General features: G+C 75.4%; 19 protein-coding genes. 6 read left to right on the top strand and 13 right to left on the bottom strand.

Annotated features, from left to right (window positions below):
- Positions 1-9 precede the first annotated feature (9 nt).
- The 3 genes from CCE02nite_RS12300 to CCE02nite_RS12310 all read right to left on the bottom strand — a co-directional run bounded on the left by CCE02nite_RS12300 (position 10) and on the right by CCE02nite_RS12310 (position 3575).
- Positions 10-2619 carry a heavy metal translocating P-type ATPase gene (locus CCE02nite_RS12300; protein ID WP_141389924.1) on the bottom strand — a complete coding sequence of 870 codons (2610 nt, stop codon included), beginning with the start codon at positions 2617-2619 and terminating at the stop codon, positions 10-12.
- Positions 2620-2825: 206 nt separating this feature from the next.
- On the bottom strand, positions 2826-3212 hold the full coding sequence (locus tag CCE02nite_RS12305; RefSeq protein ID WP_141389925.1) for a heavy-metal-associated domain-containing protein: 387 nt from the start codon (positions 3210-3212) through the stop codon (positions 2826-2828).
- Between the two features lie 24 nt (positions 3213-3236).
- Positions 3237-3575, bottom strand: a complete 339-nt coding sequence (locus tag CCE02nite_RS12310; protein WP_141389926.1) for a metal-sensitive transcriptional regulator — start codon at positions 3573-3575, stop codon at positions 3237-3239.
- Between the two features lie 238 nt (positions 3576-3813).
- Between CCE02nite_RS12310 and CCE02nite_RS12315 the strand changes: the two genes are divergently transcribed.
- The 3 genes from CCE02nite_RS12315 to CCE02nite_RS12325 all read left to right on the top strand — a co-directional run bounded on the left by CCE02nite_RS12315 (position 3814) and on the right by CCE02nite_RS12325 (position 6260).
- Positions 3814-4296: a hypothetical protein gene (locus CCE02nite_RS12315; protein ID WP_141389927.1), complete on the top strand. Its 483-nt coding sequence runs from the start codon at positions 3814-3816 to the stop codon at positions 4294-4296.
- Positions 4297-4426: 130 nt separating this feature from the next.
- On the top strand, positions 4427-5527 hold the full coding sequence (locus tag CCE02nite_RS12320) for a DUF2330 domain-containing protein (RefSeq protein WP_141389928.1): 1101 nt from the start codon (positions 4427-4429) through the stop codon (positions 5525-5527).
- A gap of 139 nt (positions 5528-5666) precedes the next feature.
- Positions 5667-6260 carry an HdeD family acid-resistance protein gene (locus CCE02nite_RS12325; RefSeq protein ID WP_141389929.1) on the top strand — a complete coding sequence of 198 codons (594 nt, stop codon included), beginning with the start codon at positions 5667-5669 and terminating at the stop codon, positions 6258-6260.
- Between the two features lie 171 nt (positions 6261-6431).
- Here the strand turns inward: CCE02nite_RS12325 and hemL are convergent, their stop codons facing one another.
- From hemL to hemE, 6 genes are all read right to left on the bottom strand, one after another.
- Positions 6432-7847, bottom strand: coding sequence for a glutamate-1-semialdehyde 2,1-aminomutase (gene hemL / locus CCE02nite_RS12330; RefSeq protein ID WP_141389930.1), 1416 nt, complete (start codon positions 7845-7847; stop codon positions 6432-6434).
- A complete protein-coding gene (hemB, locus tag CCE02nite_RS12335) occupies positions 7844-8878 on the bottom strand; it encodes a porphobilinogen synthase (RefSeq protein ID WP_141389931.1) in 1035 nt (344 codons plus the stop codon). The genes hemL and hemB overlap by 4 nt, the downstream gene beginning before the upstream one ends.
- Positions 8875-9933 (bottom strand): uroporphyrinogen-III synthase, encoded by a 1059-nt coding sequence (locus CCE02nite_RS12340; protein ID WP_141389932.1) that lies wholly within the window; start codon positions 9931-9933, stop codon positions 8875-8877. The genes hemB and CCE02nite_RS12340 overlap by 4 nt, the downstream gene beginning before the upstream one ends.
- Entirely contained in the window at positions 9930-11030 is a 1101-nt protein-coding gene (gene hemC / locus CCE02nite_RS12345) for a hydroxymethylbilane synthase (protein ID WP_141389933.1), read from the bottom strand. Before hemC ends, CCE02nite_RS12340 begins: the two co-directional genes overlap by 4 nt.
- A 174-nt stretch (positions 11031-11204) precedes the next feature.
- Complete coding sequence (locus CCE02nite_RS12350; RefSeq protein ID WP_141389934.1) at positions 11205-12716, bottom strand: protoporphyrinogen/coproporphyrinogen oxidase; 1512 nt, start codon at positions 12714-12716, stop codon at positions 11205-11207.
- A complete protein-coding gene (gene hemE / locus CCE02nite_RS12355) occupies positions 12713-13747 on the bottom strand; it encodes a uroporphyrinogen decarboxylase (RefSeq protein WP_371861924.1) in 1035 nt (344 codons plus the stop codon). Before hemE ends, CCE02nite_RS12350 begins: the two co-directional genes overlap by 4 nt.
- Before the next feature lie 176 nt (positions 13748-13923).
- Here hemE and CCE02nite_RS12360 point away from each other — a divergent pair, with 176 nt between their 5' ends.
- Positions 13924-15306, top strand: a complete 1383-nt coding sequence (locus tag CCE02nite_RS12360) for a glutamyl-tRNA reductase (RefSeq protein ID WP_141389936.1) — start codon at positions 13924-13926, stop codon at positions 15304-15306.
- A 9-nt stretch (positions 15307-15315) separates the two neighbouring features.
- Positions 15316-16251 carry a Ppx/GppA phosphatase family protein gene (locus CCE02nite_RS12365; protein ID WP_255318835.1) on the top strand — a complete coding sequence of 312 codons (936 nt, stop codon included), beginning with the start codon at positions 15316-15318 and terminating at the stop codon, positions 16249-16251.
- Between the two features lie 93 nt (positions 16252-16344).
- Here the strand turns inward: CCE02nite_RS12365 and CCE02nite_RS12370 are convergent, their stop codons facing one another.
- Positions 16345-17676 (bottom strand): CoA transferase, encoded by a 1332-nt coding sequence (locus CCE02nite_RS12370; protein ID WP_141389937.1) that lies wholly within the window; start codon positions 17674-17676, stop codon positions 16345-16347.
- A gap of 142 nt (positions 17677-17818) precedes the next feature.
- Between CCE02nite_RS12370 and CCE02nite_RS12375 the strand changes: the two genes are divergently transcribed.
- A complete protein-coding gene (locus CCE02nite_RS12375) occupies positions 17819-19069 on the top strand; it encodes an SH3 domain-containing protein (RefSeq protein ID WP_218027103.1) in 1251 nt (416 codons plus the stop codon).
- Between the two features lie 21 nt (positions 19070-19090).
- On the opposite strand, the gene CCE02nite_RS12380 is transcribed toward CCE02nite_RS12375, so the two are convergent.
- The 3 genes from CCE02nite_RS12380 to CCE02nite_RS12395 all read right to left on the bottom strand — a co-directional run bounded on the left by CCE02nite_RS12380 (position 19091) and on the right by CCE02nite_RS12395 (position 23296).
- Positions 19091-20881 (bottom strand): hypothetical protein, encoded by a 1791-nt coding sequence (locus CCE02nite_RS12380; protein WP_170227304.1) that lies wholly within the window; start codon positions 20879-20881, stop codon positions 19091-19093.
- Between the two features lie 129 nt (positions 20882-21010).
- Entirely contained in the window at positions 21011-21466 is a 456-nt protein-coding gene (locus CCE02nite_RS12390) for an NUDIX hydrolase (RefSeq protein WP_218027104.1), read from the bottom strand.
- A gap of 189 nt (positions 21467-21655) precedes the next feature.
- Positions 21656-23296: a glycoside hydrolase family 10-like protein gene (locus CCE02nite_RS12395; RefSeq protein WP_141389940.1), complete on the bottom strand. Its 1641-nt coding sequence runs from the start codon at positions 23294-23296 to the stop codon at positions 21656-21658.
- Positions 23297-23510: the final 214 nt, after the last annotated feature.

Below are 23510 nucleotides of genomic sequence, written 5' to 3' on the forward strand. Positions count from 1 at the left end.
GTGGTGGGTTCAGGTGGCGCGGCGTAGGCGTAGCGAGTTACCGACGACGAGCACCGAGCTCGCGGCCATCGCCGCCCCGGCGATCATCGGGTTGAGCAGGCCCGCGGCCGCGAGCGGGATCGCCGCGACGTTGTACGCGAACGCCCAGAACAGGTTCTGCTGGATGATCCGCAGCGTCCGGCGCGAGAGCCGGATCGCCGTCGCGGCGCTGCGCAGGTCGCCGCGCACGAGCGTCAGGTCGCTCGCCTCGATCGCGACGTCCGTCCCCGTGCCCATCGCGAGCCCGAGGTCCGCCGTCGCCAGCGCGGCCGCGTCGTTCACGCCGTCCCCGACCATCGCGACGGCGCGCCCCTCGCGCTGGAGCCGCGCGACGACGTCGACCTTCTGGTCGGGGAGCACGCGCGCGACGACGTCCGACTCCGCGATCCCGACGGCGCGCGCCGCCTCGCGGGCCGCCCCCTCGCCGTCGCCCGTGAGCAGGTAGGGCCGCAGGCCGAGGCCCTTCAGCTCGGCGACGGCCTCGGCCGACGTCGGCTTCACGGGGTCGCGCAGCACGAGCACCGCGCGCGCCCTGCCGTCCCACGCGACGACGACGGCGCTCGCCCCCGTCGCCTCGGCGGCGGCGAACGCGTCGTCGAGCACGGGGTCGCTCCCGACGCCCTCGCGCGCGAGCCACGACGCCTGCCCGACGAGCACGCGCCGCGCGGTGAGCCCCCCGCCCTCGCCGAGCGAGAGGCCGGAGTGCGCGGTGCGGACGACGGCCTCGACCCCGCCGCCCGGGGCGCTGCGGAAGTCGAACGCCTGGAGCGAGCCGATCACGACGCCGTCGGCCCCCACGCGCGCGCCCCCGCCGGTGGACGCCGGGACTGTGGACACGGCGCGCGAGGCGGCCGCGATCGCCCGGGCGATCGGGTGCTCGCTCAGCGCCTCGACCGCTCCCGCGTGGCGCAGGGCGTCACGCGCGTCGCCGACCTCCCGGGGCGACCCGTCCGCACCTCGCGCCGGAGCGTCGCTCCCCGACAGGACGTCGAGCGGGATGCTGCCCGACGCCGTCACGACCGCCTCGAGCGCCATCGCGCCCTGGGTGACGGTCCCCGTCTTGTCGAGCACGACGGTGTCCACGCGCCGTGTCGACTCGAGGATCTCCGGACCCTTGATGAGCACGCCGAGCTGTGCGCCGCGGCCGGTGCCGACGAGCAGGGCCGTCGGCGTCGCCAGACCCAGGGCGCACGGGCACGCGATGATGAGCACCGCGACGGCGGCCGTGAACGCGAGCTGCGTGCCCGCCCCGGCGAGCAGCCAGCCCACCAGCGTCGCGACCGCGAGCACCACCACGACCGGGACGAACACGGCCGAGATCCGGTCCGCGAGCCGCTGCACCGGGGCCTTGCCCGTCTGCGCCTGCGTGACGAGCCGTCCGATCTGCGCGAGCGTCGTCTCCTCGCCCACCCGCGTCGCGCGGACCAGCAGCGCGCCCGCCGCGTTGACCGTCGCGCCCGTCACGTCGTCGCCCGGGCCGACGTCCACCGGCACCGGTTCGCCCGTGAGCAGCGACGTGTCGACCGCGCTCGAACCCTCCAGCACCACGCCGTCCGTCGCGACCTTCTCGCCCGGCCGCACGACGAACACGTCGCCCACCGCGAGGTCCGCGACCGGGACGCGCTCGGTCACCCGCGCGCCGTCGGGGCCCGTGCGGGGCGAGCCGTCCGGCCCGAGCGCGACCCGCTCCGCGTCCTTCGCGCCCAGCTCGAGCAGCGACCGCAGCGCGTCGCCCGCGCGCCGCTTCGACCGGTGCTCCGCGTACCGGCCGGCGAGCAGGAACGTCGTGACGACGGCCGCGACCTCGAAGTACAGCTCCGGCGGGCCCATCACGTCGCGGGACGGGATCAGCGTCGGCTGCATCCGCATCCCGAGCTCACCCGCGCCGCCGAGCAGCAGCGCCCACAGCGACCACAGCGTCGCCGCGACCACGCCGAGCGAGACCAGCGTGTCCATCGTCGACGCCCCGTGCCGCGCCGCGCGGAGCGCCGCCGTGTGGAACGGCCACGCGCCCCACGTGACGACCGGCAGCGCGAGCGCCGCGACGACCCATTGCCACCCCGTGAACTGGAGCGCGGGGATCATCGAGACCGCGACCACCGGGACGGTCAGCACCGCCGCGACGCGCAGGCGCTGCAGCAGCATGGCGCCCCGGTCGGGTCCGGCGGCGGTCTCGCCCCCGCCCGTGGCCTGCGGGGTCGACGGCTGCTCGGTCATTTCTGCGACCGTCTCGCCTCGGTCGGCCGAGGCAGAACCCTGGTCCGCCGAGGGAGAACCGTGGTCGGTCGGGGCCTGGGTGGCGCGGCGGGTCGTGACGCGGGCGGTGTAGCCGGCCTTCTCGACCGCGGCGACGAGGTCGGCGTCGGTGACGTCGGCCGCGAGGACGACGTGCGCGTTCTCGAGCGGGAGGTTGACCGTGGCGGTGACGCCCTCGACGCGGTTCAGCCGCTTCTCGACGCGCGCGACGCAGGACGCGCACGTCATGCCCTCGATCGCGAGGTCGACCTCGGCGAACGGTCGGCCGTCGACGTCGCCCGGCGCGGTGGCGGTCGTCGGGGTGGGCGTGGGCTGGGCGGTCATGCGGGTGACTCCTCGACGGGTGCTCGGGTGGAGGTCACGACGGCGGTCCGGGGTGGCGGACGTCGCGGCGTGCGCGCCCGTGGTGGGGACGGGCGGCGCGGGCCCGCGTCGCGGTGGCGACTGTCGGCCCGTGGGGTGCGGCCCGACGGCGGAGGCGGCCCCGCGCGGGCGAGGCGCCTCCGGCGTCGGGCCGGGGGTGGGGCCGGTCAGGCGCGCGGCGGGACCTGGAGGTCGTAGGTCTTCGTGGCCGGGGCGGCGTCGTCGCCCGTGGACGCGCTCGGCGCGGTGCCGCAGCCGCACGCGCACGAGTGCGCCTCCTGCTTCTCGGCGGCCTGCTCGGCGTACTGGGCGGCCAGCGCGTCCTCCTGGACCTCGAACGAGGCGACCTCGTACCCGGCCTCGTCCACGGCCTCGCGCAGCGCGGCCTCGTCGAGCGGGTCGTCGGAGAAGACCGTGACCTCGGACGCGCCGCCGACGCGCAGCTCGACGCTCACGTTCTCGACTCCGGCGACGGCCTCGAGGTCCTTGGTGACGTGCGCGACGCAGTTGCCGCAGGTCATGCCGGTGACGCCCAGGGTGGTGACGGTGCTCATGGTGCTCCTCGGTGGTGGGGTGGGTCAGCTGCGGACGAGGCGGGCGATGGCGTCGGCGGCCTCCTTGACCTTGGCCGCGCCCTCCTGCTCGGACTGGCGGGCCGCGTCGACGACGCAGTGGCCGAGGTGGTCCTCGACGAGGCCGATGCTCACGGCCTGGAGCGCCTTCGTGACGGCGGAGACCTGCGTGAGGATGTCGATGCAGTAGACGTCCTCGTCGATCATGCGGGCGATGCCGCGCACCTGGCCCTCGATGCGGCGCATGCGCTTGAGGTACGCCTCCTTGTCGGACGCGTAGCCGTGCGGACCGGTGTGCGCCGCGTGCTCGTGCTCGACGGCGGGGGCCTCGGTGGTGTCGGTCATGCTCTCCTCCTCGTCCAGGCGCGGTGCCGCGACCGTGGGTCGATCGTCGCCTCATACCCCACCAGGGTAACCGATGGATACCCCCCGAGGGTACGGCGCTCGTCGTCGCGCGACGACGGCGGTCGTGACACCTGTCATGGCCGCACGGTGACGGGTCCACCACCCGCGGTGAGCGGGCGCACTGTCGACGACCCCGCACCGCCGGGAGGCTGGAGGCACCCACTACGAGAGGCGCACCATGACCGACATCGTCACCGGGCTCCAGGAGCTCACCCAGGGCCTTCCGCCCCTGCTGCGCTGGGTCGGAGTCCTCCTCGCGGGCGCGATCCCGTACGTCGAGGCCGAGGGAGCGGCGGTCCTGGGGGTCGTCGCCGGGGTGAACCCCGTCGTCGCGATCCTCGCCGCCGTCGTCGGCAACGCGATCGCCCTGGCGGTCGTCGTCTGGCTCATCGGGGCCGCGCGCTCGGGCGTCACGCGCGGGCGCACCGCGGAGACGTCGCCCAAGCGGCAGCGGATGCGCCAGGTCTTCGACCGCTACGGCGTGCCGGGCGTGAGCCTCCTGGGACCCCTGCTCCTGCCGAGCCACGTCACCGCAGCAGCGATGGTCGGGTTCGGCGCACCGCGCGCCCGCGTCTTCGCGTGGGGGGTCGCCGCGGTGACGGCCTGGGCCGTCGTGCTCGGCGTCGTCGTGCACCTCGGCGTGAGCGCGGCGGTCGCCTGACGGGCTGCGCGGCGCCGCCGACGGCGGCCCGCGGCCCGCTCGGAGCAGCCCGGTCACGGTGCTGTCACGGCCCCATCACGATTCGGAACTCGGCGCGCGAGGCCGCTGAGGCGCCCCTAGCCTCCCAAGCATGGGCAGGGGAACCGGGGCAGGACGGGCGGTCCGCGCGACGGTCGTCGCGCTCGCGCTGGCGGGCGGGACGGTGGTCGCGGCACCGCCCGCCGTCGCGTGCGCGTGCGGCGGGCTCGTCGACGGGCCCGCGTACGACACGTCGGTCTCGCAGGAGACGGCCGTGCTCCAGTGGGACGGCACGACCGAGAAGATGCTGCTGGAGCTCGACGCGCTGTCGAACGCGCCGGAGGTCGGGCTGCTGCTGCCGACCCCCGCGCCGGCCGAGGTCGCGCTCGCCGACCCGCAGGTCTTCCGCGAGCTCGACGACCTCACGCGGCCCCGCGCCGTCGTCGCCGACCACCGGTGGTGGCCCGAGCTGGGGTTCGGCGCCGCGGGCGCCGACGGGGCGGGCGCCGGGGGCGTCGCGGTGCTCGACGAGGTCCGGCTCGGTCCGCTCGACGTCACGACGCTCGCGGCGACGGACCCGGGCGAGCTCGGGGCGTGGCTCACGGAGCGGGGGTTCCAGCTCCCCGAGTCGATCCAGACCGCGCTCGCGCCGTACGTGAGCGAGGGCTGGTCGTTCGTCGCCGCCCGGCTCGCGCCGGAGGAGGCGGCCGCGTTCGACGGGACGCTCCAGCCCCTGCGCGTCACGTTCGCGAGCGGCTCGCTCGTCTACCCCATGCGCATGTCCGCCGTCGCCGACGACACCCAGAGCACGCGCACGTACGTGCTGGCCGACCACCGGGTCGACCGCACGGACGCGACCGCCGCGGCGCAGGAGCCCACGGTGCGGTTCGCGGGGCGCGTCGACCCGGCGTCGGTGAGCTCGGACGAGCTCGCCGCGCTCCTCGCCGACGGCAGCTTCGTCACGTCGCACGAGCAGGTCTTCACCGAGCCGGGGACGGAGATCGTCTCCGACTTCGTCTTCGAGCAGGCCGCGGCCGACGTCGCGTACGCGCCGACCTTCGCGGTCGTGGCCGACAAGCGGATCGGCCCGTTCTTCGCCGGTCCCGTCCTCGCGTTCACGGCGGTGCTGGGCCTGGCCGCCCTCGTGGTCTGGTCGGGCCGACGGCGGCGCGCACCCGCGCCGGCCCTCGCGCCACGGCCCGCGCGGGCGTGAGCGTCCGGCACGAGCGGGCGAATCGCGCGCTTCGCCGCGACACGCGGGATTCCTGGGTGTTCCATGGAGGCGAAGCGGGAGGCGACACAGGCCCCAGGCCGCCGGTGAGCCGGCCCGTCACCTAGCACGGGGAGTGACCATGACGACGCAGGACCCGATCCTCACCGCCTTCTCCAGCACCGCGAAGCAGGTCTGGTACTGGCCAGTGCTCCGCGGGGTGCTCGCCATCCTCTTCGGCATCGTCGCGCTCGCGTGGCCGGACAAGACCGCGGCCGTGATCATCTGGGTGATCGGCATCTTCGCGGTCGTCGACGGCATCGTCGAGATCATCGAGGGCATCCGGCGCCGCGGCACGGGCAGCGGCACCGCGTTCCTCGTGACCATGGGCGTCCTCAGCCTCGCCGTCGGCATCGTCCTGCTCGTGTGGCCGGGCAAGACCGCGATCGTCCTCACGTGGATCGTCGGGTTCTGGGCCGTCGTCTACGGGCTGTTCCAGACCGTCGCGAGCCTCGACCTGCGCAAGGTCCCCGGCAGCGGATGGGGCTGGGGCGTCTTCGCCGGCCTCCTGGGCCTCGTCTTCGGTCTGCTCGTGCTGTTCAACGTCAACGCCGGCCTGGTGTCGATCGTCTGGATCCTCGCGATCTTCGCGATCCTCTGGGGCGTCATGCTCATCGCGTTCGGCGTCCAGATCCGCTCGCTCGGCAGGCAGGCGGGCAAGGCCGCGACCTACTGACGCGCGGCCCCCCGCCGGGGGCCGGGGCGCCCGAGCACGCGATCTCGCGCTGTCGAACACGACGTCGGTGTCGTTGTCCGCGGGATAACGACACCGACGTCGTGTTCGACACCGTCCGGGGGGCGGGGACGGGGGGCGGGGGGGCAGGGGCCGGGTCGGGCCGGGTTCCGGTCAGGCCGGGGTGGCCTCCGCGGCGGCGCGGGCGGCCGCGGGGAAGGCGTCGAGGATGCGGCCGACCGCGGCGTCGTCGTGGGCCGCGGAGACGAACCACGCCTCGAACACCGACGGCGGCAGGCTCACGCCCGCGTCGAGCATCGCGTGGAAGAACGCCCGGTACCGGAACGTCTCCTGCGCCTGGGCCTGCGCGTAGTCCCGCACCCCGGCGCTCGCGGCGAGGTCGCCGAAGAACACGGAGAAGAGCGATCCCGCCCGCTGCACGCGGTGCGGCACACCCGCCGTGTCGAGCGCCGAGCCCACCGCGGACGACAGCACGCCCGCGACCTCGTCCACGCGCGCGTACACGGCGTCGTCGGCGAGGCGCAGCGTCGCGAGACCGGCCGCGACGGCGACCGGGTTCCCCGACAACGTCCCCGCCTGGTAGACGGGCCCGAGCGGCGCGAGCTGGTCCATGACGGTCGCCGGACCGCCGACCGCCGCGACGGGCATCCCGCCGCCCACGACCTTGCCGAACGTGAACAGGTCGGGCGTGTAGCCGTCCGAGCCCTGACCGCGCAGGACGGCGTTCTCGAGCCCCCACCACCCGCTCGGGCCGACGCGGAAGCCCGTCAGCACCTCGTCGAGGACCAGCAGCGCGCCGTGCGCCGCCGTGATGCGGCGCAGGCCCTCGTTGAAGCCCTCCGCCGGCGGGACGACGCCCATGTTGGCCGGCGACGCCTCCGTGATGACGGCCGCGATCTCGGAGCCACGCTCCGCGAACGCCGCCTCGACCGCCGCGAGGTCGTTGTACGGGAGGACGAGCGTCTCGGCCGCCGTCGCCTCGGTGACCCCGGCCGAGCCGGGCAGGGCGAGCGTCGCGACGCCGGAGCCCGCCTCCGCGAGCAGAGCGTCGACGTGCCCGTGGTAGCAGCCCGCGAACTTCACGACGACGTCGCGCCCGGTCACGCCGCGCGCGAGGCGGATCGCGGTCATCGTGGCTTCCGTGCCCGTGGACACGAGGCGCACGCGCTCCGCGGCGGGGACCCGACGGCGGATCTCCTCCGCGAGCTCGACCTCGCCGAGCGTCGGCGCGCCGAACGACAGCCCCCGTGCCGCGGCCTCCTGGACCGCCCGCACGACGTCCGGGTGCGCGTGACCGAGCAGCGCCGGGCCCCACGAGCACACGAGGTCCACGTACTCGCGCCCCGCGACGTCGGTCACGTACGGGCCCCGGGCGGAGGCCAGGAACCGCGGGTCGCCGCCGACGGAGCCGTAGGCGCGGACCGGCGAGCTCACGCCGCCCGGCAGCACGCCCTGCGCGCGCACGAACGCGGCGTGGTTGTCCGTCCCGCCCGCGCCCGGCGCGCCGAACAGCGCCGCGTTCTCCGCCTGCACGGCCTCCGCCGTCCCGAAGCCTCCGGTGTCCGTCATGCCCGCGTCCTTCCGTCGTTCTCGTCCAGCCAGCCCGCGAGCTCCGTCGCCCAGTACGTGAGGATCACGTCCGCGCCGGCCCGCTTGATGCCCAGCACCGACTCCGTGATCGCGCCCCGCCGGTCGATCCAGCCGTTGGCGGCGGCCGCCTCGATCATCGCGTACTCGCCCGACACCTGGTACGCCGCGACCGGCACCGGGGACATCTCCGCGACGGCGGCGAGCACGTCCAGGTACGACCCGGCGGGCTTCACCATGATCATGTCCGCGCCCTCGGCGAGGTCGAGGTCCGCCTCGCGCAGGCCCTCGCGGGCGTTGCCCGCGTCCATCTGGTACGTGCGGCGGTCACCCTGGAGGGCCGAGTCCACGGCCTCGCGGAACGGCCCGTAGAACGCGCTCGCGTACTTCGCGGAGTACGCGAGGATGCCGACGTCGTCGAACCCGGCGGCGTCCAGCGCCTCGCGGATCACCGCGACCTGGCCGTCCATCATCCCGGACGGCGCGACGACGTCGACGCCCGCGCGCGCCTGCGCGACGGCCATCGAGGCGTAGCGGGCGAGCGTCGCGTCGTTGTCGACGACGACACTCCCGTCGTGACCCTCGGCCAGCACGCCGCAGTGCCCGTGGTCGGTGAACTCGTCGAGGCACGTGTCCGCCATGACGACCGGCCCGCCGCCCGCGTGCTCGCGCGCCGCCTCGACCGCGACCCGGATGCCGCGCTGCAGGATCCCGTCCTCGGCGTCCGCCTGCGTGCCGGTCGCGTCGCGCTCGGCGGGGATGCCGAAGAGCATGACGCCGCCGACCCCGGCGCGCGCGGCGTCGCGCACGGCGTCCGCGAGCGTCGCCTCGGTGTGCTGCACGACGCCCGGCATCGAGGAGATCGGGCGCGGCGCGTCCAGGCCCTCCTTGACGAACAGCGGCAGCACCAGGTCCGACGCGTGCACGCGCGTCTCGGTGACGAGCCGCCGCACGCGCGGGCTCGTGCGCAGGCGGCGCGGCCGGTGGTGCCCGACGGGGAGCTGGTGGGTCACGAGGGGTCTCCTTCGGGGGTCGGGTCGGCAGGGGTCGTGCCCGCGGCCGGGGGAGCGGCTGGGCCGTCGGGCGGGGTGGCCGTGCGGGCGGCGGAGGCGGCGCTGGTGGCGGTGGTGCGGCTGGCGGCGAGCGCGTCGGTGAGCGCGGCGGCCAGGGCGGCGTCGGTCGGGCGGTCCGCGACCGCCTCGAGCCGCAGCCCGACGTCGCGCGCCGCCCGGGCGGTCGGGTCGCCGATCGCGACGCCCACGACGTCGTCGCGCGGCCCGAGCTGGCGCGCGATCTCGCGCGCGACGCTCCCCGAGGTGAGCACGACGGCGTCCACCGCGCCCGCGCGCCACGCCGCGACGACGTCCGGCGCGAGCGCGTGCGTGACGGTGCGGTACACGGTGACGACGTGCGGGACGTACCCGAGGTCGTGCAGGCCGTCGTGCATCGTCGGCGCCGCGAGGTCCCCCTGCGGGAGCAGAACCAGGCCTCTACCTCGCGAGGTAGAGCCCTGGTTCGGCGAGGTAGAGGTGTGGTCGGTCGAGTCGAGGGCCGCGAAGGCGGCGACGAGGCCACGGGCGGAGTTCTCGTCGGGTTCGAGCTCGACGGCGATGCCCACGGCTTCGAGGGCGCGGCGGGTCGCGGGCCCGACGGCGGCCCAGCGGGCGTGGCGGGCGGCGTCCCCCAGGTCGACGCCCTGGCGGGCGGCGCTCGCGACGAGCTCGTCGATCGCGTTGACGCTCGTCACGACGACCCAGGCGAAGTCGCCGTGCGCGAGGCGGGCGACGGCGCCGTCCACCGGGGCGGTGTCCTCCACCCGGGCGCGCTCGATCGCGGGGCTGACGAGGACGCGCGCCCCGGCGTCGCGGAGCGTCGCCGCGAGCCCGGCGGCGCGCTCGGGCGCGCGCGGGACGAGGACCGTGCGGCCCGCGAGCGGCGCGCTCGCGCCGTGCCGGTTCGACGCCGGTCCGGCGGCCTCGGCGTCGCCGCGCGGCGTCGGCCGCTCCGGCGGGGGCGGCACGACGGGCGCGGGGCCGCGCGACGGGTCGCGCAGGGGGCCCGGGCTCATTCCGCCTCGCCGCGGTAGCCGCCGTCGCGGAGCTGCTCGCGCGCGGTCTCGACGGCGTGGTCCGGCGACGGGGCGGCGTCGGTGGCCGGGGCGGTTCCCGTCGCCGACCCGGCCGACCCGGCCCCGGTCTCGCGGAGCGGGGCGAGGCGCGCGGCGCCGTCGGCGAGGAGCGCGTCGGCGACGCGCACGCCGAGGGCGCGGGCGGCGTCGTCGCGCACGTCCTGCGACGACGCGCCGACAGGGACCGTCGTGCGACCGGAGTGCGTGAGCTGCTCGACGCCGTCGACCCGGGCGACGACGGCCGTCAGCGCGACCTCGCCGTCCTCGACCAGGGCGTGCGCGCCGACCGGCGCGGCGCAGCCGGCCTCGAGGCGGGCGAGGAGCGACCGCTCGGCGAGCACGGCGAGGCGCGTCGGCTCGTGGTCGAGGTCGTGCAGGGCACGCGCGAGCACGGGGTCGTCGAGCGACGACGTGCGCACCTCCACCGCGAGCGCGCCCTGCCCGGCGGCGGGCGCCATGATCGCGGTGTCGATCACCTCGGACACCGCGTCGAGCCGACCGAGGCGTGCGAGCCCTGCGTAGGCGAGCACGACGGCGTCGAGGTCGGCGTCCGGGCCGAGCGCGCGGGCGAGGCGCGTGTCGACGTTGCCGCGGATGTCCACGACGTCGAGGTCGGGCCGCACGGAGCGGAGCTGCGCGGCCCGGCGCGGCGACCCGGTGCCGACGCGGGCCCCGCGCGGGAGCGTCGCGACGGTGAGGCCGCCGCGCGCGCACAGGACGTCGCGCGGGTTCTCGCGCTCCGGCGTCACGGCCGTCAGACCGGGGGCGTGCTGGGTCGGGAGGTCCTTGAGCGAGTGGACCGCGACGTCGCAGCGGTCGTCGAGCAGCGCCTCGCGCAGCGCGGTGACGAACACGCCGGTGCCGCCCATCTGGGCGAGCGACCCGGTGAGGACGTCGCCGTCGGTGCGGATGCGCACGATCTCGACGTCCCGGCCGGTCAGCTCCTCGAGGCGTCGAGCCACGTGGCCGGTCTGGGTGGTCGCGAGGGCGCTGCCGCGCGTGCCCACGCGGAGGGGAGGGGTACCTGCAGGGCTCACGGTCCCAGTCTCTCCCCACTTCGGCGGTGCACGGAAATGCGCACGTCACGGCGGGGGAAATGCGCGCGGGAGTGACGTGGTCCTGACGCTCGGTCAGGAACGTGCGGACAATGTGTCAGGACAATTCCCGGATCATTGACGGACCCATTTCTCGGGATTCCGGTAAGGATTGCCTCACTCCACCACGGCGAGCTCGCGCGCGCATTCCTGGGCGTGCCCGACGATCGCCGCGAGCCCCGTGCCCGCGATCCAGCCCCCGGTCACGGCGAGCCCGGGCACGGCGTCGACGCGCTCGACGAACGCCGCGACCTCGCGCCGGTACGCGGGGGTCGGCGGGGGCAGCGCGCCGTTCCAGCGCGTCACGACGCGCCCGAGCACGCGCCCGTGCAGGTCCACGCCGAACAGGCGGGACGCGTCGGCGACGACGCGGTCGAGGTCGGGCTCCGTCGTCGCGCCGATGCGCCCGTAGCTGAGCCGCACCACGTGGTGGCCCGGGCCGACGGCGCCGCGCACGCGGTCGCGCAGCCACGGCCACTTGGCGGTCGAGTGGGTCAGCGCCTTGGCCTCGACGTCCGACGGTGGCGCGGCGCGGCCCGCGTCCCGGTGCGGCGGGGCGACGAGCAGACCGGTCCCGCGGGGTGCGTCGTCGAGCTCGGGCGCACGGAGCAGGAGGGTGACGAGCCGGACGTCCGCGCCGGGCTCCGGGTCGGGCAGCAGGTCCGCCGCGGTGCCGACGAGGGGACCGAGCGCGTCCACGAGCGCCGGCGTCGTGACGACCAGCCGCGGCGCGGCGAGCGCGACGGGCCCGTCGGGCGTCTGCGCACGGACCACCCAGCCGCCGAGAAGCGGGTATCCGCCCCCGTCGGCGTCGGATCCGGGGCGGACATCCGCTTCTCGGCGGGGCACGTCGCGGCGCGCGATCTCCGTGACCTCGTGGCGCAGCCGCACGTCGGTGCCCGCGGCGAGCTCCTCGACGAGCCGGTGCATGCCGCCGTCGATCCCGCGGACCGCCGAGCCCGCGGGGGCGAGCGCGCGCAGCGACGCCACCGCCCGCGCGAGCGAACCCTCGCGCTCGAACGCCTCGCGCAGGCCCGGTGCGACCGCGGCGACGTCGAGCCGGTCGAGCGGGGCGGAGTGCACGCCGGCCGCCACGGGGGCGACGAGTCGCTCCGTGACGCGTGCTCCCATGCGCGAGCGCGCGAACGTCTCGAGCGTGCGCAGGTCCGTGAAGCGGCGGGGCAGGACGCGGTCGAGGCTCGCGCGCAGGGCCCCACCGACGCCGACCGCACGGCGCACGTCGGCCGACCACGGGTGGGCCGGGATGCCGAGCACGCCCGCGCGCGGCAAGGGGTAGGCGTGGCCGGCGGCGTAGCCCCAGGCGCCCGCGCCCGACGGCTCGACGACGTCGAGGCCGAGTGCGGCGACCAGGTCGCCGACGGCCGTGCCGCGGGCCGCGAAGGACTCCGCCCCCAGGTCGACGCGCACGCCGTCGAGCCCCGGCAGGTCACCGCCGCGGACAGGCCCGCCGGGGACGTCCGCGACCTCGAGCACGGCGACGCGCAGCCCCCGCTCGCGCAGGGTCCGGGCCGCGGCGAGCCCCGCGACCCCCGCGCCGACGACGACCGCGTCCACCTCCTCGGGGACGGTCCCGGGGGAGGTGCGGGACGTCGTCGGCTCGCTGCTCACCGTCGGGTCGCCTCCTCGTGCGCGTCGTCCTGTCCGGTCCAGTCTGCGCCGAGCGCGTGGACCAGGCCGACGACACGCGTGAGGACGTCCGGGTCGGTGTCCGGCGGGACGCCGTGGCCGAGGTTCACCACGTGCCCGGGCGCGGTGCGCCCGCGCCGCACGACGTCGCGCACGTGCGCCTCGAGCACGTCCCACGGCGCGGCGAGCAGCGCGGGGTCGATGTTGCCCTGCACCGGAACGGGTGCGTGGCCCTCGGCGAGGAGCCGGGCGGCGTCGTCGAGCGGCGTGCGGTAGTCGACGCCCACGGCCACGTCCTGCACCCCGGCCGCGGTGACGGCGTCGCGCATCGCGGGCAGGAGGTGGCCCGTGCCGGTGCCGAAGTGGACGACCGGCACGCCGAGGTCGGCGACGTGGGTCAGCGCGCGCGTGCTCGCCGGGGCGGCGCCCACCGCGTAGTCCGCGAGCGAGAGCGAGCCCGCCCAGGAGTCGAAGAGCTGGGCGGCGCTCGCGCCCGCCTGGACCTGCGTCCGCAGGAACGTGCCGGTGAGGTCGGCGGCCCAGTCGACGAGGCGCTGCCACGTCTCCGGGTCGCCGCGCAGCAGCGCGCGGGCCGCGAGGTGGTCGCGCGAGGGGCGTCCCTCGACGAGGTAGGCCGCGAGCGTGAACGGCGCGCCCGCGAACCCGATGAGCGGGGTCGTGCCGAGCGCGTCGACGGTCAGCGCGACGGCCTCCCGGATCGGGGCGAGCGACTCCTCGGTGAGCTCGGTCTCCACCAGGCGAGCGACGTCGTCGGGCGTCCGGTACGCCTGGCCCATGACCGGGCCGACGCCCGGCGCGATGTCGACCTCGACGCCCGCGAGCCGCAGCGGCACGACGATGTCGGAGAAGAAGATGCCCGCGTCCACGCCGTGGCGGCGCACCGGCTGGAGCGTGATCTCCGACGCGAGGTCCGGGCGCAGGCACGAGTCGAGCATGCTCACGCCCTCGCGGGCGGCGCGGTACTCGGGCAACGAACGGCCCGCCTGGCGCATGAACCACACCGGTGTGATTTCCGGGCGATTCCCGGTCGTGCCCGCGCGCAGTGCCTGCACGAGCGGTGAACGGTCCGTGCGGCCGTCGGTCAGGGGATGGCCCGGGGAAAGGGCGACAGGAATCACAGCTACCGATTCTGCCTCCCTCCCGGTGGAATGATTAAATCGGAGGCACTGTGGCTCTTCTCTCCCTCACGGCCAGCCACCACGAGCTCGACCTCGACGCCCTGGAGCGACTCTCCACCGGGGCCCACTCGATCGGCGGCTCCGCGGTCGCGGCGTGCGACGTGATCACCGGTGCCGTCGTCCTCGCGACGTGCAACCGGTTCGAGCTGTACCTCGACGTGGACGCGCCCCTCGACGGGACGGGCGTGCAGCACGCGACCGAGCACGTCGCGCGGATGGTCGCCGACGCGTCGGGCGTCGCCCCGGCCGAGGCGCTCGCCTCGTTCCGCGCGCGCGCCGGGACCGAGGTCGCCGAGCACCTGTTCGCCGTCGCGTCGGGCCTGGACTCCATGGTCGTGGGCGAGCGCGAGATCGCCGGCCAGGTGAAGCGCGCGCTCGAGACCGCGCACGCCGACGGCGTGACCTCCTCGACGCTCGAGCTCCTGTTCCAGACGGCGTCGCGCACGTCCAAGAGGGTCAGCACGCAGACGACGCTCGGCGGCGCCGGCCGCTCCGTCGTCGCGCTGGGCCTCGACCTCGCCGCAGCCGAGCTGCCGCCGTGGCACCAGGTGCGGGCCGTCCTCATCGGGACGGGGTCGTACGCGGGCGCGAGCCTCGCGGCGCTGCGCGCGCTCGGGTGCGACGACGTGCGCGTCTACTCGCAGTCCGGCCGCGCCGAGGAGTTCGCCGCCGCGCGCGGGGTCGAGGCCGTGACCGACCTCGTCGCGGCGCTCGAGGACGCGGACCTCGTGGTGTCGTGCTCGGGCGCGCGCGGGCGGGCGCTCGCGGCGGACGCCGCGCGTCCGGGAGAGGGCGCCGACCGCCGTGAGCAGGCCATCGAGCACGTGCTCGACGCCGCCGCCGTGGTCCGGGCGCGCGAGCGCGCCGCGGTCCGCGCCGGGGACGAGCCTGCGGCCCGCCCCACCGTCGTGCTCGACCTCGCGCTGCACCGCGACGTCGACCCGCGCGTCGCGGACGTCGAGGGCGTGCTGCTCTACGACCTCGCGACGCTCGCCGCGCACTCGCCGTCGATCGCGTCGGAGCTCGTCGTGCAGGCCCGCGCGATCGTGGACGACGCGACGCGCGCGTTCGAGGAGACGCGGCTCGGCCGCGCCGCGGACACCGCGGTCGTCGCGCTGCTCGCCGACGCGGAGCGCCGCATCGCGCTCGAGGTGGCCGACGTCGTCGCGCTGCGCGAGGCGGACGGCGACCCGGTCGAGCCGGACGAGGCCGACGAGATCGCGCGCGACGTGCGACGTCGCGTCCACGCGGACCTGCACCGCGCGATCGTCGAGGCCCGCGCCGAGGCCGTCGCGGCCGCGCAGGCGGAGGAGCGCGCCGTCGTCGCAGACGCCCAGGCGCTCGCCGACGAGGCGGTGCGCACGCGCCGCTAGGCTCGCCGCGTGAGCACCACCACGCGACTGGGCGTCCTCGACATCGGCTCGAACACCGTGCACCTCGCCGTCGTGGACGCCGCGTACGCGGCGCGCCCCGTGCAGGCGGCGGGGGCGCGCACGGTCGTGCGCATCATGCGCTACCTCCGGCCGGACGGGTCGCTGTCGCCCGAGGGCGTCGCGGCGATGCTCACCGCGGTCGACGACGCGATGGCGCTCGCGCGCGAGTCCGCGGTCGACGAGATGCTGCCCATGGCGACGTCGGCGCTGCGCGACGCGACCAACGGCCCCGAGGTGCTCGCCGCGATCGGCGAGCGCGTGGGACAGCCGGTCCGCGTGCTGTCCGGCGAGGACGAGTCGCGCCTGACGTTCCTCGCCGCACGGCGGTGGCACGGCTGGGCCGCAGGGCGTCTCCTCGTCCTCGACATCGGCGGCGGCTCGCTCGAGATCGCGTCGGGCGTCGACGAGGAGCCCGACCTCGCCGCGTCCCTCCCGCTCGGTGCCGGGCGCATGACCATGGCGTTCCTGCCCGACGACCCGCCCGCGCCCGAGCAGGTCGAGGCGCTGCGCGAGCACGTGCGCGCCTCGCTCGCGCCCACCGTCGAGGCCTTCCGGGCGCTCCCCGCGCCCGATCACGTCGTCGCGACGTCCAAGACCTTCCGCTCGCTCGCGCGCCTCGCGGGCATGCAGACCGAGGCCGTGGGCCCCGACGACCGGTGGCGCATGCGGCGCTCGCAGCTCGCCGACTGGGTGCCGCGGCTCGCGCGCATCACGGCCGACGGTCGCACGGCCCTGCCCGGCATCACGCCCGAGCGCACGTTCCAGATCGTGGCGGGCGGCGTCGTCGCGGTCGAGACGATGCGCGCGCTCGGCGTCGACGAGGTCGAGATCTGCCCGTGGGCCCTGCGCGAGGGCGCGATCCTGCGCCGCCTCGACCACAGCTGACGTCGGCGCGGCACGCACGGCTCAGAACGCCGCGGTGACCTTCGGCTCGGTGAGGCTGGACCGGCAGGTGGACCGCGACCCCGGGCTCGACGCTCACGCCGTCCACCGCGGCTCGTCGGCGCCCCACGGCCGGGCAGGCGTGGGGTAGTCGTCGACCCGGGCGCCGCCGAGGCGGTCGAGCGCGGGGCGGGTCGTCGTCGCCACGACCTCGCGGCCGTCCAGGAGCGCCGGGTGCTCGACGACGCAGCGCGGGCCCGGCGTGCGCGGTGCGTCGTGCGCGGGGTCGCGGCCGGGAGCCGCGAGCAGTGCGTGCCCGGTCCGGGCGAGCGCGCCGTCGATCTCGCGGCCCCGGCCGTCGGCCGCGCGGTCGGCGAGGGCGTCCACGACGGCGGCCGCGAGCAGGTAGCCCGTCGCGTGGTCGAGCACCTGGGCGGGCAGAGCTCCTGGGATCGCGTCCTCGGGGGAGGCCCCGTCCCGCGCCCCTTCCACGAGGGCGATCCCGCTCACCGCCTGGACGATCGAGTCGAAGCCGCGTCGGCCGGCCCACGGGCCGCCGTCGCCCCATGCCGTGACGCGGGCGTGCACCGCGCCCCGTGGGAGCCGCAGCCCGAACGCCTCGACCGCCCCCGGGCGGTAGCCGGTCACCAGCACGTCGGCGCGGTCGAGCAGCTCCTGGGCGCGGGCGAGGCCGTCGTGCGTCGCGAGGTCGAGCAGCGTCGACCGCTTGCCCTGCCCGGTGTCGAGGTGCTGGACCTCGATCTCCGGGAGCCTGGGAGGGTCGACCCGCAGGACGTCCGCGCCGAGCAGGGCGAGCGTGCGCGTCGCGACGGGGCCCGCGATGACGCGCGTCAGGTCGAGCACCCGGAGCCCGGCGAGCGGGCGTGGCCCGCGCGCGAGCGGGCGTGGGGGAGCGGCGTCGTCGCGCTCCGAGCGCCGCACGGGAGGGTCCGACGCCGTGGCGCGGCCGGGCGCGGACGCGCGCCACACGTCCTCCGGACGGACGCGGACGGCGATCGCCCCGACGTCGGCCGCGCGGTCCTCGACGTCCTGGGCCGAGCGCACGGCGAGGGCGGCGGCGACGTCGTCGCGGGTCGGGGTGCTCGCGGCGTCCGTCAGGTCGAGGAGCGCGAGCAGCCGCGCGCGGTGGTGCGGGTAGTTCGCGTGCGTGCGGACCCAGCCGTCCGCGGTCCGGAAGAAGCCCGAGAGCGGGGCGAAGCCGTCCACCGGGGCGCCGTCGACGCGGAGCAGCCGGTCGCTCGCGAAGGCCGCGGCGACCCGCTCGGGGTCGGGGGGCGCGCCGGCGTCGAACCCGCCCGCGCGGGCCGCGGCGTCGCGCACGGCGACGACCGAGGCGACCGCGAGGTCCAGGACGGGCAGGGTGGCGGCGAGCAAGCCACCCCCGGTAGGTGCCGACGTGCTTCCCACGGCACGACGCTACGCCGCTCGGACCGGTGCGTGCGGGGTCGAGCGCCCACGTGGCGCACCGTCAGGTCCCGACGTACCGTGCTAGAGGCCTGTCAACCCGACACGCCGGGCATGTCACGAACTTTTGCAGGGGGAACACATGATGCGGTATCCGCGAATCCGGTCGGGAGCGGTGGGCGTGGTGATGGCGACGGCGCTCGCGACCGGTCTCGGTGCGGTGCTCGTCGCGCCCGGCGCGAGCGCGGCGGCGAGCACCGTCGTCACGCCGCTGGGCGCTCGCACCTACGCGGTGTCCTCCTACTACGGCCCGCGCTGCATGCCGATCGCCAACGCCTCGACCTGGCACCTCGGCCAGGACCTCAGCGCCGCCTCCGGAACGCGCATCAATGCCATCGCCGACGGCGTCGTGCTCCGGGCGGGCAGCGTCAGCGGGTTCGGGCAGTGGGTCGTGCTGCGCCACGCCGTCGGCGGCAAGACGGTCTCGAGCGTGTACGGGCACGTCATCGACGGCGACAAGTACGTCAAGGTCGGGCAGAAGGTCAAGGCGGGGCAGCGCATCGCGGACGTGGGGTCGACGGGGACGTCGACCGCCCCGCACCTGCACCTCGAGGTCTGGAACGGCACCTACGGGTCCGGTGCGTCGCACACCGACCCGCTCGCCTACCTGAAGGGCAAGGGCGTCGACCTCGGTCGCAGCGCGACCCGCGTCGCGGCCCGGCCGTCCGCGACGTCGTGCACGTACTACGCGAACACGGCCGTCAACCTCCGCAAGGGCGCAGGGACGAACACCGCCGTGCTGGCGCTCGTACCGCGCGGCGCCGCCGTGGTCGGCAAGCCTGGCGACGGCAGCGGGACGTGGCGCAAGGTCACGTACGGCCGCCACACCGGGTGGGTCTCGGCAGCGTACGTCGGCCCGACCAAGCCCCCGCCCGTCAGCACGGCTCCCGTCTCCCGGCCCGTCGCGACGCGCTACGTCACGGCCACCTCGCTCAACCTCCGGGCGTCGGCGTCGACCTCGTCGTCGGTGCTCGCCCGGCTCCCGAAGGGGACGAAGCTCTCCGTCACGTCCACCTCGGGCGTCTGGCTCAAGGTCACCGCGAACGGTCGGGCGGGGTGGGTCTCCGCCCAGTACACGTCGACGCGCGCGCCGTCCGCCCCGGCCAAGCCAGCTCCGGCCCCCGCGCCCGCGAAGGCCAAGACGTCGTACGTCACGGCGTCGGTGCTCAACCTCCGGGCGACGCCGTCGACGTCGGCCAAGGTGGTCACCAAGCTGCCCCGCGGCACGGCGGTCAAGCACGCGGGCACCGCGTCCAAGGGCTGGCTCAAGGTGACCGTGGGCAGCCGCACGGGCTACGTCTCCACGACCTACCTCTCGGCCACGAAGCCGCGCTGAGGCGCCCGGACCACACCGGCGTCAGGGGCCGAGCGTCACCGTGCCGGGGAACCGCGCGGCGGAACGGTCGGTCGCGGACCCGTCGCCCGCGGCGTTGATCTCCGAGATCATCATGACGAGCTCGAGGTCGGAGTCCGCGGCGCGGGCGAGGCTGGTCGCGAGCTGGTACGGGTCCGTGAGCGGCTGCATGTCGTAGTCCGTGACGATCATGCGCGTCTGCATGCCGAGGCTGTCGTTCTCGACCGCCGTGCGCACGCTGTCCGCGAGGCGGTTCATCTGCGACTCGGTGAGCGTCATCGTCACCTGCTGGCCGGACGACACCTCGCCCGACGGGGAGAAGCCGGAGAACTCCCGCGTGTTGAAGTACTGCGACGACATGTCGTCCGCGGTGACGTCGAACGAGTACGTGCGCGCCGAGAGGTCCTCGTTCCCCGACGCGTCGAAGGCCTGCGACATGCGGAAGTCGCCGCGGTCGCCGTACGTCGCGGTGAGGAGCTGCTCCGTGCTGCCGTCCGGGTTGGTCGTCGCGACGAGCGAGCCCGTGTTCTTGCCGATCTCCCACTCGGCCCCGCCGACGGGCGTGTCGAAGCCGACGGTCGACGTCGAGTCGAACTCGACGCGCTCGATCTTCGTCGTGCCCGAGATACCCGTCGACGGGTCGGCGGGGATCTCGCCGGTGACGAGGTACGCGTCGTAGGCGGCCTGACCCTCCGGCGTCGACAGGTCGAACTCGGCGCTGCGCAGGGACGCGCCGTCGAGCGACGTCGTGTTGCCGAGCATGACCTTCACGGCGTCGAAGTCGAGCCCGAGCCCCGCGTGGTTCGCGATGGCCTCGGTGGGGCCCGCGGTCACGCGCACCGTGTCGTCGCCCGTGCGCTCGATGAGGCTCGTCACGCCGCTCGCGTCCTTGACGGACGACTCGACGGCGATGTGGCGGAACGCCGCGTTGAGCTCGGTCTCCGAGTAGCTGCCGCCGTCCATCGTGACCGACGAGCCGACCGGCATGCTCCGGGGATCGAACGGGTTGATGCTCCCGGGGTCGGTGACGCCCGCGCCGTCGGGCACCTTGACCGTGTACTCGGACGCCACGCCGGTCGTGTACCCGCCGCTGACGCCCGTGCCGGCCTTGTCGACGCCGCCCTCGACGCCGATCGAGACGTCGGACTTGGACGTGTACGTGGTGAAGCCGTCCTCCGACTTCTCCCCGACCGTGTACTCCGCGCCGCCGGTGACCCCGAACGAGATCTTCGACCCGTTCGTCGTCTTCATCCAGTCGGAGAGCGAGCCGCTCCCCGAGTAGGTCGTCTCGCCGCTCTCCGGGTCGTGGGACACGCCGAACCCGACCTTCGCGTCCGTGCCCTCGGTCGCCGGGTTGCCCGGGCTCCCGTTGTCGGAGCCGGACTCGTGGTCGCCCTTCACCGTGACCTTCGGGCCGCCCGGACTCTCGTCGCCCGAGCCCGACCCGCCGCCCCCGCCGCCGGAGCCCGGCCCGCCGCCCGGTCCGCCGGCAGAGCCGCCGCTGCCGCCCCCGCCGGGGCCGCCCGTGCCGTCGGAGCTCGCGCTCTCCTGCTGGTCGGCGTTCTTGCGGACCTTGTCCGCCGCGTCGCGGAGCGTCGCGGTGGCGGCGGCCAGCGCGGGGCCCAGCTCGGCGGACCAGCGGCCGCGCAGCTCGTCGCCGTCCGGGCCGGCCCAGCGGGCGCCGCTCACGGTCGAGTCCAGCGTGCTGCGCGTCGCGGTGAGCGCCTCGGACGCCGTCGTGAGGCTCTGCGCGAGCGCGCGCAGCTCGCCGATGTCGGCACCGTAGAACCCCATGGTCGTCCCTCTGTCGCTGCGGATCGTGCCTCCGGAGCGTACGCGGGCGGCCGCCGCCGCGTCTCGCCCTGCTCATGGGGCGAGGTACCCATGGGGCGCCCTGGCGCGGCTCGGGAGCACGGCGCGTGGTCAGGCGGAGAGGACCTCGGCGAGCCGGTCGAGGACGATCCGGCCCGCCGGCGGGACGCGGTGCGCGTCGGCCGGCGTGAGCCACGCGAGCTCGGCGATCTCGGCGTTCGGCGCCGGCTCGGGGGAGCTGGGGAACGGCTCGGCGTACATGCAGTGCATGCGCACGACCCGACCGCCGAGGCCGTGACCGGGTGCCTCGGCGACGAAGGCGGGGCGGACCGACGTCGGGTCGAGACGGACGCCCAGCTCCTCCTGGATCTCGCGCACCAGGGCCTCGGCGTCCGACTCGCCGGGCTCGACCTTGCCACCCGGCACGAAGAAGCGGTCCTTGCCGGTCGTGCGGACGGCGAGCAGGCGCCCGTCGCGGACGTTCACCCAGCCGACGGTGCGCAGCGGCGGCAGCGCAGCGGGCTCGGGGGTGGACAGCTCGGTGCGAGGAAGGTCGTGCGACGTCACGGCTCCACTGTGCCATCTCCGCCAGGTCTGTCACCGCGCCGCGGTCCGGCGTCGACGGCTCACGACGAGCGGGACCCCCGACGGCGCGTGGCGCACCCAGCGAACCACGCGCCGTCGGGCCTGCCCCTCGCGCGGCCCCAGTTCCGGCGAAGGGCGATCGTGCCGGGCCGAGGCCCGGCACGACGATCGTCACACCGACCAGCGGACCGCGCTCGGTGCGGACTCGTTCCAGACCCGGTCGAGCGCGGTCACGACGTACGTGTAGCGGCGCCCCCGTACCGGGGTCGGGTCGAGGAAGTCCTGGAGCACCCGCCCCTCGGCCCGCTGCGTCGCGAGGAGGTTCGCCGGGTTCTCGGTGTCGACGTGCTTCACCCAACCGTCAGCACGGTAGATCGCGAACGACGTCGCCGCGAACCGACGGCCACCTGCGTCGGTCCAGTGGACGCGGATGCCGTCGTCGCGCCAGCCCGCCCACGCGAGCACGGGCGTGCGGATCTTCGTCCCCGGCAGGTGCGGCATCGCGGGGACGATGGCCGGGTACCGGTAGTGGTCGTCGCGGACGCGCGTCATCGAGCCCTGCGGGTCGGCCGGGACGTGCTTGGCGGAGAAGTACACGTTGCCGTGCACGGGGTGCTCCTGCTCGCCGCAGAAGGTCAGGTGGTTCGACAGCTCGGCCGGGTCGGTGAAGACGCCGGACGTCACCTTGTACAGCGCCTCGCCGACGTACAGGTGCGTGCCCGACTGCGCGGCGACGTCGGCCCACCAGGGCACGAGCTTCGCGTAGTCCGCGACTGCGAGGCCGAACTGCCAGTAGATCTGCGGGTTGATGTAGTCGAGCCAGCCCTCGAGGACCCACTTGCGCGTGTCCGCGAACTGCATGTCGTAGGACTGCGACCCTCCGGTCTCGGAACCGCGCGGGTCGGTCGAGGCGTTGCGCCAGATGCCGAACGGGCTGATGCCGAACTTGACCCACGGCTTCGTCTGCTTGATGCGCTGCGAGATCGACTGCACGAACGTGTCGACGTTGTGGCGTCGCCAGTCCTCGACGCGCTCGAAGCCCGCGCCGTGCGACGCGAACGTCGCCGCGTCCGGGATCGTCTCACCGGCGACGGCGTAGGGGTAGAAGTAGTCGTCGAAGTGCACGCCGTCGATGTCGTAGTGCTCGACGCTGTGCAGGATCGCGTTCTTGATGTGCTCCTGCGCCTCGGGCAGGCCAGGGTCGAAGTAGAGCTTGCCCCCGTACGCCCACACCCACTCCGGGTGCTGTCGCGCGGGGTGCTCCGGGACGAGCCGCGCCGGGTCCGCCTGCATCGACACGCGGTACGGGTTGTACCAGGCGTGGATCTCGAGGTTGCGCCGGTGGCACTCCTCGACGACGAACGCGAGGGGGTCGTATCCCGGGTCCCGGCCCTGGACGCCCGTGAGGTACTGCGACCACGGCTCGTACGGGCTCGGCCAGAACGCGTCGGCCGTCGGGCGGACCTGGACGAACACGGCGTTGAGCCGGAAGTCGCGGGCGACGTCGAGCCAGCGCAGGAGCTCGGCCTTCTGCTGGTCCGCCGTCAGGCCGGACGCGGACGGCCAGTCGATGTTCACGACGCTGGAGATCCACATCGCGCGCAGCTCGCGCTTACGGGGCGTGGGTCCCCCTGCTGCCGCGGCGTGGACCGTGCCGCCGGGGGTGGTGAGAGCGGCGGCGGGGGTGAGCGACCCGACCGTCACGGTGAGCGTGCTCGCCGCGACACCGGCCGTGGCGAGCGTGAGGAACTGTCGTCGTCCGACGCCGGCCGGGGCTGGGGCGGGAGACGAGGGGGAGCCGTCGAGCGTCATTGCTGATCCTCCGGGTCGAACGGGCTGTGTGGCAGATAGTTTCACAAAACGATCTGTCTGTGAAGGTTTCCACCACAGGAGACCCGCCGAACACGACACGGCGGTCGTTCTCAGCGCCGTTTCGACCCTCATGTCGTGCTCGACGGCGGGTGGGGGCTTGTTCGTATGGCTCTGGTGTGTCGTTCTTACATAGGTTCCTCGCGAGGGTATGTTT

Source organism: Cellulosimicrobium cellulans (assembly GCF_006539945.1).
In the GTDB taxonomy this organism is placed as follows: domain Bacteria; phylum Actinomycetota; class Actinomycetes; order Actinomycetales; family Cellulomonadaceae; genus Cellulosimicrobium; species Cellulosimicrobium cellulans.

Bases quoted from the DNA above. Each gene is read 5' to 3' on its own strand.
- CCE02nite_RS12300 (WP_141389924.1), bottom strand. From the start codon at position 2,619: ATGACCGCCCAGCCCACGCCCACCCCGACGACCGCCACCGCGCCGGGC.
- CCE02nite_RS12305 (WP_141389925.1), bottom strand. From the start codon at position 3,212: ATGAGCACCGTCACCACCCTGGGCGTCACCGGCATGACCTGCGGCAAC.
- CCE02nite_RS12310 (WP_141389926.1), bottom strand. From the start codon at position 3,575: ATGACCGACACCACCGAGGCCCCCGCCGTCGAGCACGAGCACGCGGCG.
- CCE02nite_RS12315 (WP_141389927.1), top strand. From the start codon at position 3,814: ATGACCGACATCGTCACCGGGCTCCAGGAGCTCACCCAGGGCCTTCCG.
- CCE02nite_RS12320 (WP_141389928.1), top strand. From the start codon at position 4,427: ATGGGCAGGGGAACCGGGGCAGGACGGGCGGTCCGCGCGACGGTCGTC.
- CCE02nite_RS12325 (WP_141389929.1), top strand. From the start codon at position 5,667: ATGACGACGCAGGACCCGATCCTCACCGCCTTCTCCAGCACCGCGAAG.
- hemL (WP_141389930.1), bottom strand. From the start codon at position 7,847: ATGACGGACACCGGAGGCTTCGGGACGGCGGAGGCCGTGCAGGCGGAG.
- CCE02nite_RS12340 (WP_141389932.1), bottom strand. From the start codon at position 9,933: ATGAGCCCGGGCCCCCTGCGCGACCCGTCGCGCGGCCCCGCGCCCGTC.
- hemE (WP_371861924.1), bottom strand. From the start codon at position 13,747: ATGCGCCAGGCGGGCCGTTCGTTGCCCGAGTACCGCGCCGCCCGCGAG.
- CCE02nite_RS12375 (WP_218027103.1), top strand. From the start codon at position 17,819: ATGCGGTATCCGCGAATCCGGTCGGGAGCGGTGGGCGTGGTGATGGCG.
- CCE02nite_RS12380 (WP_170227304.1), bottom strand. From the start codon at position 20,881: ATGGGGTTCTACGGTGCCGACATCGGCGAGCTGCGCGCGCTCGCGCAG.
- CCE02nite_RS12395 (WP_141389940.1), bottom strand. From the start codon at position 23,296: ATGACGCTCGACGGCTCCCCCTCGTCTCCCGCCCCAGCCCCGGCCGGC.